19 protein-coding genes are annotated in these 15,519 nt (G+C 70.9%); 9 read left to right on the top strand and 10 right to left on the bottom strand.

All coding sequences use genetic code 11. The annotated features are described in order from the left end of the window. Together ACFY1E_RS35145 and ACFY1E_RS35150 are read right to left on the bottom strand one after the other, a co-directional pair. Positions 1-655: maltotransferase domain-containing protein (locus ACFY1E_RS35145; protein ID WP_389083361.1), on the bottom strand; the 655-nt coding region annotated here is incomplete at its 3' end. 89 nt (positions 656-744) lie between these two features. Next, positions 745-1,044, bottom strand: coding sequence for a DUF5133 domain-containing protein (locus tag ACFY1E_RS35150; RefSeq protein ID WP_389083363.1), 300 nt, complete (start codon positions 1,042-1,044; stop codon positions 745-747). Between the two features lie 317 nt (positions 1,045-1,361). Between ACFY1E_RS35150 and ACFY1E_RS35155 the strand changes: the two genes are divergently transcribed. Together ACFY1E_RS35155 and glgX are read left to right on the top strand one after the other, a co-directional pair. After that, the gene (locus ACFY1E_RS35155; RefSeq protein WP_389083366.1) at positions 1,362-1,874 is read left to right on the top strand and encodes a pep a2; all 513 of its coding nucleotides are present in this window, start codon (positions 1,362-1,364) and stop codon (positions 1,872-1,874) included. Beyond that, positions 1,871-4,075, top strand: a complete 2,205-nt coding sequence (gene glgX / locus ACFY1E_RS35160; protein ID WP_389083368.1) for a glycogen debranching protein GlgX — start codon at positions 1,871-1,873, stop codon at positions 4,073-4,075. Before ACFY1E_RS35155 ends, glgX begins: the two co-directional genes overlap by 4 nt. 67 nt (positions 4,076-4,142) lie before the next feature. Here the strand turns inward: glgX and ACFY1E_RS35165 are convergent, their stop codons facing one another. Then, positions 4,143-4,946, bottom strand: coding sequence for a VOC family protein (locus tag ACFY1E_RS35165; RefSeq protein WP_389083370.1), 804 nt, complete (start codon positions 4,944-4,946; stop codon positions 4,143-4,145). A 167-nt stretch (positions 4,947-5,113) separates the two neighbouring features. Here ACFY1E_RS35165 and ACFY1E_RS35170 point away from each other — a divergent pair, with 167 nt between their 5' ends. Further along, complete coding sequence (locus ACFY1E_RS35170; RefSeq protein ID WP_389083372.1) at positions 5,114-5,449, top strand: ANTAR domain-containing protein; 336 nt, start codon at positions 5,114-5,116, stop codon at positions 5,447-5,449. Between the two features lie 36 nt (positions 5,450-5,485). On the opposite strand, the gene ACFY1E_RS35175 is transcribed toward ACFY1E_RS35170, so the two are convergent. Continuing rightward, positions 5,486-6,280: a SigB/SigF/SigG family RNA polymerase sigma factor gene (locus tag ACFY1E_RS35175; RefSeq protein ID WP_389083375.1), complete on the bottom strand. Its 795-nt coding sequence runs from the start codon at positions 6,278-6,280 to the stop codon at positions 5,486-5,488. Positions 6,281-6,527: 247 nt separating this feature from the next. Here ACFY1E_RS35175 and ACFY1E_RS35180 point away from each other — a divergent pair, with 247 nt between their 5' ends. The 4 genes from ACFY1E_RS35180 (at position 6,528) to ACFY1E_RS35195 (ending at position 9,375) form a co-directional block, all read left to right on the top strand. Further along, positions 6,528-6,980, top strand: a complete 453-nt coding sequence (locus ACFY1E_RS35180; RefSeq protein WP_389083377.1) for a MarR family winged helix-turn-helix transcriptional regulator — start codon at positions 6,528-6,530, stop codon at positions 6,978-6,980. After that, complete coding sequence (locus tag ACFY1E_RS35185; protein ID WP_389083380.1) at positions 6,977-7,837, top strand: ABC transporter ATP-binding protein; 861 nt, start codon at positions 6,977-6,979, stop codon at positions 7,835-7,837. Before ACFY1E_RS35180 ends, ACFY1E_RS35185 begins: the two co-directional genes overlap by 4 nt. After that, entirely contained in the window at positions 7,797-8,657 is an 861-nt protein-coding gene (locus ACFY1E_RS35190) for an ABC transporter permease (RefSeq protein WP_389083383.1), read from the top strand. Before ACFY1E_RS35185 ends, ACFY1E_RS35190 begins: the two co-directional genes overlap by 41 nt. A gap of 193 nt (positions 8,658-8,850) precedes the next feature. Continuing rightward, the gene (locus ACFY1E_RS35195; protein WP_389083860.1) at positions 8,851-9,375 is read left to right on the top strand and encodes a hypothetical protein; all 525 of its coding nucleotides are present in this window, start codon (positions 8,851-8,853) and stop codon (positions 9,373-9,375) included. A gap of 24 nt (positions 9,376-9,399) precedes the next feature. Here ACFY1E_RS35195 and hemC read toward each other — a convergent pair whose 3' ends face one another. The 3 genes from hemC to ACFY1E_RS35210 all read right to left on the bottom strand — a co-directional run bounded on the left by hemC (position 9,400) and on the right by ACFY1E_RS35210 (position 11,627). After that, a complete protein-coding gene (hemC, locus tag ACFY1E_RS35200) occupies positions 9,400-10,335 on the bottom strand; it encodes a hydroxymethylbilane synthase (protein ID WP_389083385.1) in 936 nt (311 codons plus the stop codon). A gap of 62 nt (positions 10,336-10,397) precedes the next feature. Further along, positions 10,398-10,850 (bottom strand): MFS transporter, encoded by a 453-nt coding sequence (locus ACFY1E_RS35205; protein WP_389083862.1) that lies wholly within the window; start codon positions 10,848-10,850, stop codon positions 10,398-10,400. A 12-nt stretch (positions 10,851-10,862) separates the two neighbouring features. Continuing rightward, positions 10,863-11,627 carry an MFS transporter gene (locus ACFY1E_RS35210; RefSeq protein ID WP_389083387.1) on the bottom strand — a complete coding sequence of 255 codons (765 nt, stop codon included), beginning with the start codon at positions 11,625-11,627 and terminating at the stop codon, positions 10,863-10,865. Between ACFY1E_RS35210 and ACFY1E_RS35215 the strand changes: the two genes are divergently transcribed. Both ACFY1E_RS35215 and ACFY1E_RS35220 read left to right on the top strand, forming a co-directional pair. Continuing rightward, on the top strand, positions 11,508-12,398 hold the full coding sequence (locus ACFY1E_RS35215; protein ID WP_389083390.1) for an SDR family oxidoreductase: 891 nt from the start codon (positions 11,508-11,510) through the stop codon (positions 12,396-12,398). The genes ACFY1E_RS35210 and ACFY1E_RS35215 overlap by 120 nt on opposite strands. A 76-nt stretch (positions 12,399-12,474) precedes the next feature. Continuing rightward, positions 12,475-12,651 carry a hypothetical protein gene (locus tag ACFY1E_RS35220; protein WP_389083392.1) on the top strand — a complete coding sequence of 59 codons (177 nt, stop codon included), beginning with the start codon at positions 12,475-12,477 and terminating at the stop codon, positions 12,649-12,651. A 9-nt stretch (positions 12,652-12,660) separates the two neighbouring features. On the opposite strand, the gene ACFY1E_RS35225 is transcribed toward ACFY1E_RS35220, so the two are convergent. From ACFY1E_RS35225 to ACFY1E_RS35235, 3 genes are all read right to left on the bottom strand, one after another. Continuing rightward, complete coding sequence (locus tag ACFY1E_RS35225) at positions 12,661-13,392, bottom strand: GAF domain-containing protein (RefSeq protein ID WP_389083394.1); 732 nt, start codon at positions 13,390-13,392, stop codon at positions 12,661-12,663. Next, complete coding sequence (locus tag ACFY1E_RS35230; protein WP_389083397.1) at positions 13,392-14,225, bottom strand: GAF and ANTAR domain-containing protein; 834 nt, start codon at positions 14,223-14,225, stop codon at positions 13,392-13,394. Before ACFY1E_RS35230 ends, ACFY1E_RS35225 begins: the two co-directional genes overlap by 1 nt. Positions 14,226-14,376: 151 nt before the next feature. Further along, positions 14,377-15,516, bottom strand: a complete 1,140-nt coding sequence (locus ACFY1E_RS35235) for an aromatic acid exporter family protein (RefSeq protein ID WP_389083399.1) — start codon at positions 15,514-15,516, stop codon at positions 14,377-14,379. Positions 15,517-15,519 lie beyond the last annotated feature (3 nt).

Genomic DNA, 15,519 nt, shown 5'->3' on the forward strand with positions numbered 1-15,519 from the left:
CGTGCGGCTGGTCCTCGGTGCCCTCGGAGCGGGGGAAGAACTCGTACCAGGCGCCGTACAGGGCGCGCTCGCGTTCCACCAGCAGCGGCAGGGTCTGCGAGGCGGTGACGAACTCCCGCAGCGGATGGCGGGCCAGCACCGCGTCCACCTCCGGCGTCAACGCCGCCGCAAGGCGGGTGGCGACCGGCAGCGAGTCGTCGCGCAGGGTCTCCGCCGCGGCCAGCACGGCGGCACGCCCCGGCCCCTCGGGCACACCGGCGGCCAGCTTCTCGTGCAGGTCGCCGCCCTCCTCCAGCACCAGTCCGGTGTCGATGCCCGCCGGAATCTTGATGCGGGCGGTGCGCCGCCAGGTGGCCACCGGGTCGCTCCAGGCCTCCACCCGATACGTCCAGTGACCCTCGGAGGTGGGTGTGACCTCGGCGCCCCAGCGGTCGGAGCCGGGGGCCAGTTCCCGCATCGGCGTCCAGGGGCCGTGCTGGCCCTCCGGATCCGTCAGGACGACGTTGGCGGCGACCGCGTCATGGCCTTCTCGGAACACGGTGGCGGTGACCTCGAACGTCTCCCCGACGACCGCCTTGGCCGGGCGCCTTCCGCATTCCACCGCCGGGTGGACGTCCCGCACCGGGATGCGGCCGATGGCCGGAATCGAACTCATGGGTCTCACCTCCGCCGTGCTGGAGACCGGGCCTTCGGCCCGGTCGAGGGATACAAACTGCGACATATGCGTTGAGCCGCAGGGGGGATCTACCTCCCTGCGGCGAAATGCTGTTGTGCCTGCGGGGGCCCGCGCCGCTCGGCCGCACCCGTGCGGGGCCGCTCGTTCTGCTCCCGGAGATAGGCGCCCAGGGTGGACCCCAGATAGCGCTCGGCGGCGTCCGCGGCCTCGCGGGCGCAGCGCTTGCCCATCAGTACGCACAAGGTGTAGCCCGAGTCCTCGAAGGTGGCGCGCACCGCGCGGTCGGCGGGGGACGCGAGCATGACGCGTTCCCAGGCCCGGTACCGCCGCAGTTGCCGGGCCACTTCGGCTTTGGCCGGTAGCAGCATGACGCCTTCACTTTCTCCGGGGCTCGATCGCACATCTCCCGACCGTCGGGGCGGCATCCGCGCGTGGGCACGCACGGATCCGTTATGGGTATCGAGGTCTTCACACATGGTGCACGTGTGGCGACTCAGCGTCTTGTTGGATCTTCAACCATGTTCGGCGGGCGTCCTCGCTCCAGGTGCGCTCGTGTTGCACGAATGGTCTAGTTCGCCCACCCTTGAGGTGACTCAGAAGCGATCAACGCTCACGCTTCGCGTTCGGGGCTCGTCCCACAGGGACGAGAAGGAGCGGGAGCTTCGCGGGTGAGGAGCCAACGAAGATGAAGACCGCAGTGCCCTGCTACTACCACCTCGATGTGGAAGTCAGCCCCGAACGGGTCGGACAGGTACGGCGCATCCTGGCCGCGCATCTCCGGCTCTGGGACCTCGAGACACTGGTCGAGCCCGTCTGCAGCGGCGCCGAGCTGCTGCTGAAGGCCATCGACGAGCACGCCACGGACAAGAACACATCGGTCGAGATGTGGTGGAACGGACAGCATCTGATCACCGCCGTGGGGGAGAACGACTGCGACCTGCGTCCCGACCAGGACCTGCGGACCTGTCTGCAGCGGATCGCCGCGATGAGCGACGGCTGGGGCTGCTGCGCCACCGACACCGGCAGCAAGGTCATCTGGTTCTCGCAGCGCGCCAGGGCCGGCGAACGGGTGCCCCTGGTGCCGCTGGCGCCCGCACCGAGCCTGCGCGAAGTGCTCCAGGTGCCCCGCGAGATGCCGGCCCTGGCTCTCGCCGGGCAGGTGCGCGAGCCGGACGGCATCCTGGAGGATGCCCGGTGACGGCGAAGCGCCGCCGCAAGCCAGGGGTGCCCGTCTGGAGCGGGCACCCCTACCCATTGGGTGCCTCCTACGACGGGAACGGCACCAACTTCGCGCTCTTCAGCGAGGTGGCCCAACGCGTCGAACTCGTCCTCGTCGACGACGGCGGCGAGCGCCGCGTCCCGGTCACCGAGGTCGACGGCTTCGTCTGGCACTGCTACCTGCCGGACATCGGGCCGGGACAGCGCTACGGCTACCGGGTGCACGGCCCGTGGCATCCGCAGCTGGGCCACCGCTGCAACCCGGCGAAACTCCTCCTCGACCCGTACACCAGGGCGGTCGACGGCCAGGTGGACAACCACCCCTCCCTCTTCGAGCGCGCCCCGCACGGCCGGTCCCGGTCCGACAGCGCCGGGCACACCATGCTCGGCGTGGTCACCGACCCGGCCTTCGACTGGGGCGACGACCGGCCGCCACGGCAGCCGTACGCCGACAGTGTGATCTACGAGGCCCATGTACGGGGCCTGACCCGCACCCATCCGGACGTCCCGCCCGAACTCCGCGGCACCTACGCCGGTCTCGCGCACCCCGCGATCGTCGAGCACCTGACGAAGCTGGGCGTGACCGCGGTGGAACTGATGCCGGTGCACCAGTACGTCCAGGACGGAGTGCTGCAGGGCCGCGGTCTGTCCAATTACTGGGGCTACAACACGATCGGGTTCTTCGCCCCGCACAACGCCTACGCCGCCCACGGCACCCGCGGCGGACAGGTCACCGAGTTCAAGTCGATGGTGAAGGCGCTGCACGCGGCCGGCCTCGAAGTCATCCTGGACGTCGTCTACAACCACACCGCCGAGGGCAACGAGAAGGGCCCCACGCTCTCCTTCCGCGGGATCGACAACGCCTCGTACTACCGTCTGGTGGACGGCGACTGGGCCCACTACTACGACACCACCGGCACCGGCAACAGCCTGCTGATGCGGCACCCCTACGTACTGCAGCTGATCATGGACTCGCTGCGGTACTGGGTCACCGACATGCACGTCGACGGCTTCCGCTTCGACCTCGCGGCCACGCTGGCCCGGCAGTTCCACGAGGTGGACCGGCTGTCGGCGTTCTTCGACCTGATCCAGCAGGACCCGGTGATCAGCCGCGTCAAGCTGATCGCCGAACCCTGGGACGTGGGGGAGGGCGGCTACCAGGTGGGCAACTTCCCGCCGCTGTGGTCGGAGTGGAACGGCAAGTACCGCGACGCCGTACGGGACTTCTGGCGCGGCGGCGAGCACACGCTCGGCGAGTTCGCCTCCCGGCTGACCGGCTCCGCGGACCTGTACGCGCACAGCCGGCGCCGCCCCCGGGCCAGCGTCAACTTCGTCACCGCCCATGACGGATTCACCCTGCGCGACCTGGTCTCGTACAACGACAAGCACAACGAGGCCAACGGGGAGGGCAACCGGGACGGGGAGAGCGTCAACCGGTCCTGGAACTGCGGCGTCGAGGGCGACACCGACGATCCGGGCGTGCTGGAGCTGCGCGCCCGCCAGCAGCGCAACTTCCTGGCCACCCTGCTGCTCTCGCAGGGCATCCCGATGATCGGCCACGGCGACGAACTCGGCCGCACCCAGCGCGGCAACAACAACGCCTACTGCCAGGACAACGAAGTCTCCTGGGTCGACTGGGAGCTGACCGAGGAGCAGCGGGACCTCGCCGAGTTCACCCGGTACGTCATCGCGCTGCGCGCCGCCCGCCCGGTGCTGCGTCGCCGCCGGTTCTTCCGCGGCGAGACCGCGACCGGTCCGCGCCAGCCGCTGCCGGACCTGGTGTGGCTGGCGCCGGACGCGCAGGAGATGACGGAGGAGGACTGGCAGCGCTCCGACGCGCACTCCGTCGCCGTGTTCCTCAATGGTGACGCCATCGCCGAACCGGACCCGTGCGGCCGTCCCGTCGTGGACGACTCGTTCCTGCTCCTGCTGAACAGCTACTGGGAACCGGTGGAGTTCCGGCTGCCGGACGTCACGTACGGCGAACGCTGGACGACCCTGATCGACACCGCCGAGCCGCACGGCCCGCCGGACGAGTCGGAGTACAAGGCGAACACCGTGCTTCTGGTGGAGCGCCGCAGCCTGGTGCTCCTGTCGAGGCCCGCCTGTGCCCCGAAGGGGCGCGGGGCTGCATCGGCCCGCCGCTCCGCCGCGGGGCGCGACAAGTCACGACGGCGCTAGAAGCCGACCGACGACACAACGTGACACTTCCGCAGGCGGCGCCCGGGTGACCCGGCGGAGCGTCCCCTCAGCGTTTGCGGCGCGAGGTGACCGTGAACTGCGCTCCGTCGGCGTCACGCAGCACGGCCTCGTCGCTGCCCTTCGACAGCACGCTGCCGCCGTGCACCTCGGCGGCCCGTACACAGGCCGCCACGTCCTCGACCGCGAAGTGGATCTGCCAATGGGGCCGGATGGTGGGGTCGGGCGCCGCCCCCAGCGCCCCGGACTCGATGCGCGCCACGATGTCGCCCTGGCTGCGCAGCACCACCTCGCCGCCCTCGTACAGGACCTCGCAGCTGCCGGGCCGCCCCGAGGCCCAGTCCAGCACCTCGCCGTAGAAGATCGCGGCGTCGAAGGCGTCGCGAGTGTGGAGTCTGATGAAGGTCGGGGCCGCGTGCCGCCACTTCTCCCAGTCGGCGATCAGGGCGCCCTCCCAGATCCCGAAGGTCGCCCCGTCCCGATCGGCCAGCAGGGCGGCCCGCCCCGGCGGGAAGGAGATCGGGCCGACCGCGGCCGTCCCGCCCCGCTCCTGGGCCCGCGCCGCGGCCTCGTCCGCACTGGGCACGGCGAAGTACGGCGTCCATGCCACCGCCATCTGCCACATGTCGGCGACGGCGGCGATCCCGGCCACGGGCGTGCCGTCCACCATGGCCATCCGGAAGCGGTCCCCGAGCTTGGCGGAGCGCCACTCCCAGCCCAGCACCGCCCCGTAGAAGTCCTCGGTGGCGTCGACGTCGCGACTGGTCAGGCTCACCCAGCACGGCGCCCCGAACACGGAGGCCGAGGTGACGATGCGGGTCACGCCGCGCGGGCGTGAGGAGTCGTGGTTCATGGCAGTTGCGTCCTGGTCTCGTCGATCGGCAGCCACCGGTCTCGTACCAGTGTCCAACCGGAACCGCACGATGCGCCTGCCGAGTACCCCGTGAGGGGGGCCGAAACGGGTGCCGCGGAGGTCTGCCACCGGGTGGCGGCGGGCCGGGTGAGTGCCACTATGGACGAGTGGCACAGGTACCGCATGAACCGGCCGACGAGACGGATCGCATCTTCGCGCTGCAGGAAGAAGTCGATCAGCTGAAGGAAGCCATCGTCTCGCACGCCGTCGTGGACCAGGCGATCGGGATGATGGTCGCGCTGGGCCGGGTGGCGCCGGACCAGGGATGGGCAGTGCTGAAGGACGTCTCCCAGCACACGAACATCAAGCTCCGCAATGTCGCCGAGCTCATCCTCATATGGGGGCGCAACGGGGACCTGCCCCCGGAGATCAAGGCCGAACTCGAGGACGCCCTGGACCGCTACGGCCCCACGCAGATCCCCGAGGCCCCACCGGAGCGGTGAGGCGACGGGGCCGCGTACGGCCGAACGGCGGGGCGCTCAGCGGGCCTCCGCGAGGAGTTCCGCGCGGAGCTGGTCGAAGCAGCCGCTGAGCAGCCGCGAGACATGCATCTGCGAGATGCCGAGCTGCTGGGCGATGCGGCTTTGTGTCATGCCTCCGAAGAAGCGGAGATACAGGATGGTGCGCTCACGCTCCGGGAGCGCCTGCAGACAGGGCCTGACCGCCACCCGGTCGACGACGACGTCGTAGGCCGGGTCGGGGCCGCCGATCGCGTCCGTCAGGGCGTATCCGTCGGTGCCGGGCATCTCGGCGTCCAGCGACAGCGCGGTGAAGCACTCCAGGGCCTCCATCCCGGTGCGCACGTCGCCCTCGCTCAGGTGGGCGTGCCGGGCGATCTCGGCGACGGTGGGTCTGCACCCAGGGGTCGTCTGGGACAGTTCCTTCGCGGCCTGCCGCACCCTGTTGCGCAGGTCCTGGACCCGGCGCGGCACATGCAGCGTCCACATGTGGTCGCGGAAGTGCCGTTTGATCTCACCGGTGATCGTCGGCACCGCGTACGCCTCGAAGGCGTGACCGCGGGCGGGGTCGTAGTGGTCGACGGCCTTGACCAGTCCGAGGGCCGCGACCTGGTACAGGTCCTCCAGGGATTCTCCGCGCCCCTTGAACCGGACGGCGATCCGCTCGGCCATCGGCAGCCAGGCCTGGACCAGTTGGTCCCGCAGCTGCCTGCGTTGCGGCCCTTCGGACAGCCGCGCGAGCCGGGCGAAGGCCTCGGCGGTGTCGGGGGCATCGTCGTGCGGATGGGGTTTGGTGCTGGCGGTGGCGACACGCATGGTGCGCACCTCCCTGAGGCGGTGCATGGGGGGACGGGCGCCATGGGAGATGCGACTCGGACCCTGCGGAGACATCCAGACATCCGGGGCCCGACCGGCTCCCACGGACGTGCCTCCTGTCCGAAGCACTACGTACTGATGCCCGAAATCTGTGCATCAAAAACAAATGCGGACATTATGGGCGCCTCGCTGTGCGCTTGACCGTTCCTTGGGTTCATTACCTCTGCTACAGAGATAATCTGCTGATGTGGAACCCGAAAGCTTCCCGGACGAGCTGATCGACGCTCTCATCGGCGTCCAGCGGCTCGTCCGGCGCCGCCTGCGCCCGCAGATCGCCCCCCAGCTGCGCGGCGCCGAGGTCGAGCTGCTGCGCCTGGTCGTCACCCGGCCAGGCATCGGCATATCCGATGCCGCCAAGGAGCTGTACCTGGCGGGCAATTCGGTCTCGACGCTGGTCAACCAGCTGTCCCGGCAGGGCTATCTGGTCCGTGAGACCGACCCCGCCGACCGGCGCGCCGCCCGGCTGATGCCGACGCCCGCGGCCGAGGCCCGGCTCGCCGAATGGCGCAAACGGCGCGCCGAACTCGTACGCGGCGGGCTGGCCCGTCTCGACGACACGGACCGGGAGGCACTGCACACGGCGATCCCCGCCCTGCGCAGGCTGGCCGACACCCTGCACGAGGAGGCCGAACAGACATGACGCGGAACGCCGACACCGGGCATGCCGAGGCCGTCACCTGCACTGGACTCGCCTACGCTTTCGGCGAGACGAACGCGGTCGACGGACTCGAACTGTCGGTGGCCGAGGGCGAGGTCTTCGGCCTGCTCGGACCCAACGGAGCCGGCAAGACGACCGCCATCCGCTGCATCACCACCCTGCTGCCGGTCCCCGCCGGAATGGTCCGCGTGTTCGGCCACGACGCGGCCAAGGACCGCATGGCCGTACGGCGGCTGCTGGGCTACGTGCCGCAGCAGCTGTCCGCCGACGCCGGACTCACCGGCCGGGAGAACGTCGCCCTGTTCGCCCGCGTCTTCGACGTGTCCCGCGCCGAACGCGCCGAGCGCGTCGGCCAGGCCCTGGCGGCCGTCGGTCTCGCCGACGCCGCCGACCGGCTGGTCGGCACCTACTCCGGCGGCATGGTGCGCCGCCTCGAACTCGCCCAGGCACTGGTCAGCGCCCCCCGGCTGCTGATCCTCGACGAGCCGACCATCGGCCTCGACCCGATAGCCCGCACCGGCGTGTGGGACCACATCAACGCAGTGCGGGCCGCCACCGGCATGACCGTGCTGGTGACCACCCACTACATGGACGAGGCCGACCAGTACTGCGACCGGGTCGCCCTGATGCACCGCGGCCGCATCCGGGCCCTCGGCACCCCGGACGAGCTCAGGGAAGGGCTCGGAGAGCGCCGGCGCGCCGCGGGCGCTGCGGCCACCGACCCGCTGCCCACCCTGGAGGACGTCTTCCGGGACGTCGCGGGCAGCGGACTGGACGACCAGGCAGGAGGTTTCCGCGATGTCCGAAGCACCCGCCGCACCGCGTACCGCGTCGGCTGATCCCAGCCCCGCACCCGGCATCGACCTGTTGCTGAAGCCGCCCCGGCCCCGCGCGGGCTGGCGGCTGCTGCCCGCCCGCGTGTTCGCGATGTGCGCCGTCGAACTGCAGAAGCTGCGCCACGACCGCACCGAGCTGTACACCCGCGCCGTGCAGCCCGCCCTGTGGCTGCTGATCTTCGGCCAGACCTTCACCCGCATCAAGGCGATCCCCACCGGCGGCATCCCCTACGTGGACTACCTGGCGCCCGGCATCATCGCCCAGTCCGCGATGTTCATCGCCATCTTCTACGGCATCCAGATCATCTGGGAGCGCGACGCCGGCATCCTCAACAAGCTGCTGGTCACGCCGACCCCGCGCTCGGCCCTGATCACCGGCAAGGCGTTCGCGGCCGGAGTGAAGTCCCTGATCCAGGCCGTCGTCGTCATCCTCATCGCCGCGGTGCTCGGAGTGGCGCTGACCTGGAACCCGCTGAAGCTGCTCGGCGTCGCCGCGATCGTGGTCCTCGGATCCGCGTTCTTCTCCTGCCTGTCGATGAGCATCGCGGGGATCGTCCTCAACCGCGACCGCCTCATGGGCTTCGGGCAGGCCATCACGATGCCGCTGTTCTTCGGCTCCAACGCCCTGTACCCGGTGTCCGTCATGCCCGGCTGGCTCCAGGCCGTCAGCAAGGTCAACCCGCTGAGCTACCAGGTGGACGCCCTGCGCGGCCTCCTCCTCGGCACCCATGCCCACGTGGCTCTCGACTTCGCGGTGCTGCTCGTGGCCGGAGCGCTCGGCATCGCCGCGGCCTCCTCGCTCCTCGGCCGGCTGGCCCGCTGACGCCGCCCGTGGAACGTGATGTGCCCCACGCACATATGCACGTCCGTGGGACGTGTTCCGCCCGTTGTTCCTGCGCACGGCTTGATCAGTGATCAAAGGGGGTGAATGCGCTGGCCACAGCGCATTCTGCTCATTTGACAGTGCCCTGAGCGCACAGATAGGAAGCAGCTCTCTGAGGTCGATGAGGTGGACTGTGTACGAGCCGAACGTGGTCGGGGACTGGCAGGAGTACGACGAGCATGCCGGCCTGCGTGTCCGCGTCCACCGCCTGGAAGCCGCCGAGCCCCCACGCGGACGCGACGACGCGGCGGCCGGGCTGACGTACTTCAGCCTCCGGGTCACCGTCGAGAACCGCGGCAGCCGCTCCTTCGGCATCCACCTCGAGGACGGCCAGATCGACGTGCGCCTGGGCCCCGACGGCGAGGCCGCGTTCATCGACTGGCGCAACTCGCAGTTCATCGAGGGCTTCGACGTCTACCCGCTGCGCCGGGCCACCGCCGTGCTGTACGCGGCCGGCCCGGACACCTGCCTGAGCCAGGTCGACGTGCAGATCCAGCTGCGCGTCGAGGAGGAGTGGACCGACCGCCGGCTGTGGACGGGCGGCATCGGCCTGCACGAGGAGCCCGTCGGCGCCCACACCTGCGGAAGCCGGGACGGCAGCCTGGCGCACCAGGTCAGCAACTTCCTCCGCGACCAGGCCGAAGAGGGCACCGCCTGACCCCGGCTGCGCGCCGGAGCCCGCTCAGTGGGGGATGCCGTCGATGATCTCGCGGGCACCCTGACGCAGCAGCGCCACGGCCACCGATGTCCCCAGGGTGGCGGGGTCGAGCCGTCCGGCCCATTCGTGGGCGTTCAGTCGGGTCTTGCCGTCCGGGGTGAACACACACGCCCGCAACGACAGTTCCCCACTGGCCTCCACACGCGCGTACCCCGCGATCGGGCTGTTGCAGTGGCCCTGCAGGACGTGCAGGAACATCCGCTCCGCGGTGGCCTCCTGGTGCGTGTGCGGGTCGCCGAGTGCGCTGACCGCGTCGATGAGGTCGCGGTCGCCCTCACGGCACTGCAGGGCGAGGATGCCCGCGCCGATGGACGGCATCACCGTGTCCGGCGACAGCACCTCGCTGATCACGTCCTGGCGCCCGATGCGTTCGAGACCGGCCGCCGCCAGCAGCAGCGCGTCCGCCTCGCCGGCCGCCAGTTTCGCCAGCCGGCGGTTGGCGTTGCCGCGGAACGGCACACACTGCAGGTGGGGGTGGGTGGCGGACAGCTGGGCCACCCGGCGCACCGCGGAGGTGCCGACGCGGGTGCCGGCCGGCAACTCGTCCAGGGTGAGGCCGTCCGGGTGCACCAGGGCGTCACGGATGTCGTCCCGCTTCAGGAACGCGGCGAACGTCGTACCGGCCGGCAGCGGCCGGTCGGCGGGCACGTCCTTGAGGCAGTGCACGGCGAGATCGGCCTCGCCCGCCAGCAGCGCGGCATCCACCTCCTTGGTGAACGCCCCCTTGCCCTCCACCTGGGACAGGACGCCCATCCACTTGTCACCGGTCGTCTTCACCGGCACGACCTCGGTGCGTACGCCGGGATGCAGGACCGCCAACTCGGCGCGCACACGCTCCACTTGGGCCAGCGCCATGGGCGAGTCGCGGGAGACGATGCGGATCATTTCGGGGACGGACATGCGGCCACGATAGACCGTCGCCGGAGGGTCGTTGACCGCTACCGCCTCATTGGGGATCCGAATCACCCGGCAGGGACGACGGATGCGCGCACACCGTCCGACGACGCCCGGGCATCCGGCCGGATCAGCAACCCGAGCGCCCCCGCCGTGAGCAGCCCGCCGGCCAGAAAGGCCCCGCGTACTCCGACGACGGGCAGGAGAACGCCGCCCAGCAGCGACCCGGCGGCCACGCCCACGTTGAACGCGGCCGAGTTGACCGCCGGCGCCGACTCGATACGGCCCGGCGCCACCCGCAGCACCTGGCTCTGCGCCGCCATGAAAACGGGCGGGACCGAGGCGCCGAGCATCATGAACAGCGCGACCGCCGCCACTTGACCGCTCCCGGCCGCACACAGGCCGAGCAGCGCCGCGGCCTGAGTCGCCACCGGCACGGTGTGCGTGGCGCGCGGAAAACGGTCCAGGAGCGGCCCGGTGAGCGCGACACCGGCCAGGGCGGCCGCCCCGAACGCGCACAGTACGCCGCCGCCCTAGGTGAAGCCCGCGAACAGCCCGGTCACCGACAGGGCGGTGGTCGCGACGACGACGAGAAACCGGCGCCGGTCCGGATCGGTACCGTACGCCGCATGACTGCCCTGGGGGCGGGAGACCGGCAGCAGGGCGGCAATGACGACGAGTGAGACGAGTGACACGAGCGCGAGCGCACCGAGCACGACGAACGGCGCCCGCCGACCGCCGTGTCCGCCCCGCCAGGTCACGGCCGGCACGCCGAGCACCGTGGCCAGTGAACCGCCGACCGACAGCAGCCCCATGACACGGCCACGCCGTTCGGGCGGGAACAGACCGACCGCGACCGGTCCCATCACCACCCAGAACGATGCCTGCGCCGACACGGTCACCACCCGCGCCGCGAGCGGCAGCCCGTAGGAGACACTCCCCAGTGCCGACACCCAGCCGGTCGCGGCCGGCAGCCCCAGGAGACCGGTGAGCAGGTACCGGCGCGGCACGGAGCGGGTGATGCGCGCGGCTGGCAGCGACACCACGGCCACCGTCAGGCCGACCCTGCCGGGTCCGGCGACGGCGCCCGGGCGATCCCGGCCACCTCGGGCTTTTCGGCCGCAGCGCGACGGGAACCCGGTGGCCGTCCGGACCCGCCCCAAGGTCAGGAGGCCGACGTGCCCGATTCGCAGCACACGCAGCAGGATCCGACGACCCAGCACCCGCGCCCCGAGTTCCCGGCACAGGACCAGCCCCACCCGGGATGGACCGGGCCCATGGACCCGCCGCCCGACCACGGGGAGAAGACCTATCGCGGCGCCGGCCGCCTGAAGGACCGCAAGACCGTCATCACCGGCGGCGACTCCGGCATCGGGCGTGCGGTAGCGCTGGCCTTCGCGCGCGAGGGCGCCGATGTGCTCTTCACCTACCTGGAGGACGAAGCGGACGACGCACGCGAGACATCCCGGCTCGTCGAGGACTCCGGGCGCAAGGCGGTGGCCGTCGCCTGCGACATCCGGGAGGAGGACAACTGCCGGGCGCTGATCGAGCGCGCCGTCACGGAGTTCGGGCGCATCGACGTCCTGGTGAACAACGCGGCCTACCAGATGTCGCAGCCCGACGGCATCGAGGCGATCACGACCGAGCAGTTCGACCGCGTCATGCGCACCAACGTCTACGGCATGTTCTGGCTGACCAAGTTCGCCCTGCCGCACATCCCGAAGGGCGGCAGTGTCATCAACTCCACGTCGGTGCAGGCCTACAAGCCCAGTCCGCATCTGCTGGACTACGCGACGACCAAGGGCGCGATCGTGACCTTCACGCAGGGGCTGGCCCAGATGCTCGCCGAGCGCGGCATCCGCGTCAACGCCGTCGCGCCGGGCCCGGTGTGGACGCCTCTGATTCCCGCGACCCTGCCCGACACGGTGGAGTTCGGCAAGCAGAGCCCGTTGGGCCGCCCGGCCCAGCCCGCCGAACTGGCCCCCGCCTACGTCTACCTGGCCTCCCAGGAGGCCGGCTTCGTCACGGCGGAGATCCTCAACGCGACCGGAGGCACCCCACTGCCGTAGCGGACCCCGAATGCGGGGCATGGCAGGCGCCGAGGCGGGAACCCGCCCGGCCGTCCGGAACGAGGGAGTGGGAAACATGCATCAGGAAGTGCATCGGTCGCCGCAGCGCATCTCCGCCGTCCGGGCCCATCACGGCAGGGGACGGGACGCGTCGGTGGTGGAGCGGTGGTCGCCGGTGGTGCGCAACGTCATGACGGTGGCAGCCGTCGTCGTGGTCGTGGCCGCGCTGTGGGCGACGGCCGTGTCCCGCTGAGACGCTCTGTCAGCGAGGGTCGCTGAGCACGTCCGTCAAGGGCACCGTGCGCTGTACGAGACCGTGGGCGACCTCGGTGAGCCGGCGGCCGTTGCGGGTCGCCCAGCCCCCCAGGGCCGAGCGGGCGTCGGGCAGCGAGACCCCGCCGTGCTCGGCGAGCATGCCGGTGGCGATGTCGACGGTCGCCTTGGCGGCCACAGCTCTTTGGACGCTGCTGCTGACGTCGGTGGAACGCAGCGGGTGCGGGCTCCAGTTGACGAGGGCGACCGTGGTCACGTCGGCCAGTGCCTGAGCCAGGTGCAGATCGAGCGCGGACAGTCCGCCCGGGGCGGTCAGGAGGAGGTTCAGGGCCCCCACCGTCTGGTGATGCACGCGCATGGGCAGCGCATGCGCGGCCCGGAACCCGTGCTCTCGGGCGTACGGGGCCACATGCGGCCAGCGGTGGGCGCTCTCACCGAGGTCCGGAGCGTCGATGCGCTCGCCCTTGCGGTAGCAGTCCACGCAGGGACCTTCGTCGATCTGGAGCTGGAAGAAGTCCGTGAGAGCCGCACGCTGGTCGGTGACGGCCATCAGGCGCAACTCGCCCCGCACTCCGGCTATCATGACCCCGACCGCGTCGGCGCCCACGAGGTCCAGGCAGTTCACAGCCAGCCGCTCGAGAAGTACGACGGGGTCGACGTCGTCGGCGAGGGAGTCGGCCAGCCCCACGAACGCCTCGGCGAGTTGCTGTTCCCGGTTCATCACCGATCGCCCTCTCGTCCGTCGTCACCGGCGTCCCGCCGGCCGGCGTCCTCGCTGCCGTAATCGGTCTCGGACCCGAGCCGAAGCGTGCGTACGAGGATGTCATGCGCCACCTCGGTCACCGTCCGGCCCTGGGCGAAAGCCCGTGCGCGCATCCGGTCCAGAGCCTGTTCGGCGCCCAGATTCAGCTGCACCATCACCATGCCGACCGCTTGGTAGACCTCACTGTGGTCGGCCTCGGAAGCCTCCATCCACGACGCTACTCCTTCTTCGGCCGCTCGTTCGTCCGCTTCGTATCCGGCATGTAGGTTCATGAGGGCGAACGTGACGGCGTCCCGCGCCCACAGCGCGATCCGCAGGTCGCGCGACGACAGCGCACCGGGCGTGTGGCGATACAGGTCGAGCGTGCCGATCGTCGCCCCGCCCAGTCCCAGCGGCAGCGAGAACACCGCCCGCACTCCCAGCTCGACGGCCTCGTGGGCGAAGACGGGCCAGCGACCGGCGTCCGGCGCCTTGGTGAGGTCGGCCGCCAGGACGGCGGCGGCGCGTTCGATCGCGGACTGGCAGGGGCCGTCCCCGAGCGTGTACTGCGCCTCCGCCAGCCGGGCCGCCGTCGAGTCGCTGGCACACCAGGTGGCACGCACCGTCCGGCCGCTCGCGATCGACACCGATGCGCCGGTCACGGGCAGAAGTTCCACGCAGACGCGGCACAGCGCCTGGGGGATTTCGTCGGGGCTGAGGCCCTTGGCCGCAGCCGTGAGCGTCTCGGTGACCCGCGCGCGTTCCTCGGTCTCGGACGGCTCCCTGTCACCGCCGGTTCCGTCAAAAGACATGATCCACCAGTACTCCAACCGATGGCACCGGGAGAACCAACACTGCCCGGGTGGCACGCGGGCTGAGGCACACTCCTGCCGTACAGTGCCCGGGTCTCGATGTCGTGCGGAACGAGTTCCCGAGCCCTCTTGCACAAAACGGCATGCCGCTTCAGGCGTGGCCTGGGGGAGCCTCCTGCCGTGCCGACGCCTCGAGGTTTCCGGCCAGCCGCTGCGCCTGCAGGAGGAGGGCGCCGTAGGCCGAGGCCTCCTCGGGCTCGCCCCGGACCAGGTCCGGCAGCTGCCGGCGCAGGCCGTCCATCGCGGCGCGCATCTCCCGGACGGCCTGCCGCAGAGTGTCTTCCCGGCCCTCGCCGGCTCCGCCGTCCGCGGAGAGCCGCACGATCCGGGCCGCCTGGGCCAGGAAGTCGGCGTAGCCGTGGATCAGGGGCAGCCGGGTCCAGTGCGCCTGCCGGTCCCGGGCGGCCGCCTCGTGCAGGGTGCGGGTGAGTTCGGTCGTGTGCACGGCGGCGTGGTCCAGGACGGCCGTCGCGTCCTCGTAGCCCTTGTTCGGCCGTGACGAGGCGAGGGTGCGGCGGCGTACGTTGCCCCACAGGCTCTCCCGGCTCCAGCCGACGGCCGACCGGCACTGCGTCACGAGGTGCTGAAGGTGCAGGGCCTGCCGATGCCACGCCTGCGTCTCGTCGACGCCCCACTGCCCGTCGACGAGACGGCCGCCCGCCGTTTCGAGGAGCCTGCCCGTCTCCTGTGCGGCCTCATGGATCGTGGCGTGCGCATCGCGCAGGTAGACGGGTGGCCGGATCAGTGCGTTGACCGTGATGCCGACCGCCGCTCCGAACACGGCCTCGCCGATCCGGGCGGCGCACCCCGTCAGACTGACCTGCGTGTCGGTGAGGACGAAGAGTGCCCCGGTGGCCGTGTAGATCCCCTGCCGTCCGAGCCGCGACCACGAACTGAGGAGCACCACCAGGGGGAGGACGAGACCCATGGCGCCCATCCTGTTGTGCATCAGCAGCACCAGCAGCGTGGCCATGACGGTTCCCGAGGCGATCGCCGCCAGCTGCTGCAGGGCATGGGCGACGGACTGGTAGACCGTCGACTCGACGAGCAGGATCGCAACCCAGGGCGCCACAAAGGCCATGGGCGCGTGCAGCCACCAGCCCACCACCGCCCAGGACGCCCAGGCGGCGAAGGCGGCCTTCAGTGCCTGCGCGGCGAGGTCCCGTTCCCTGCCCGGTTGTTTCCATGCGCGTTGTACGGCCCGCGCTGCGCCACGCATCTTCCTGGACAACGT

It is taken from the genome of Streptomyces sp. NPDC001604 (assembly GCF_042893475.1).
GTDB lineage: Bacteria > Actinomycetota > Actinomycetes > Streptomycetales > Streptomycetaceae > Streptomyces.

Bases quoted from the DNA above. Each gene is read 5' to 3' on its own strand.
- ACFY1E_RS35175 (WP_389083375.1), bottom strand. From the start codon at position 6,280: ATGCGTGTCGCCACCGCCAGCACCAAACCCCATCCGCACGACGATGCC.
- ACFY1E_RS35225 (WP_389083394.1), bottom strand. From the start codon at position 13,392: ATGAACCGGGAACAGCAACTCGCCGAGGCGTTCGTGGGGCTGGCCGAC.
- ACFY1E_RS35190 (WP_389083383.1), top strand. From the start codon at position 7,797: ATGTCCGAAGCACCCGCCGCACCGCGTACCGCGTCGGCTGATCCCAGC.
- ACFY1E_RS35220 (WP_389083392.1), top strand. From the start codon at position 12,475: ATGCATCAGGAAGTGCATCGGTCGCCGCAGCGCATCTCCGCCGTCCGG.
- ACFY1E_RS35165 (WP_389083370.1), bottom strand. From the start codon at position 4,946: ATGAACCACGACTCCTCACGCCCGCGCGGCGTGACCCGCATCGTCACC.
- ACFY1E_RS35185 (WP_389083380.1), top strand. From the start codon at position 6,977: ATGACGCGGAACGCCGACACCGGGCATGCCGAGGCCGTCACCTGCACT.
- ACFY1E_RS35150 (WP_389083363.1), bottom strand. From the start codon at position 1,044: ATGCTGCTACCGGCCAAAGCCGAAGTGGCCCGGCAACTGCGGCGGTAC.
- ACFY1E_RS35230 (WP_389083397.1), bottom strand. From the start codon at position 14,225: ATGTCTTTTGACGGAACCGGCGGTGACAGGGAGCCGTCCGAGACCGAG.
- hemC (WP_389083385.1), bottom strand. From the start codon at position 10,335: ATGTCCGTCCCCGAAATGATCCGCATCGTCTCCCGCGACTCGCCCATG.
- ACFY1E_RS35155 (WP_389083366.1), top strand. From the start codon at position 1,362: ATGAAGACCGCAGTGCCCTGCTACTACCACCTCGATGTGGAAGTCAGC.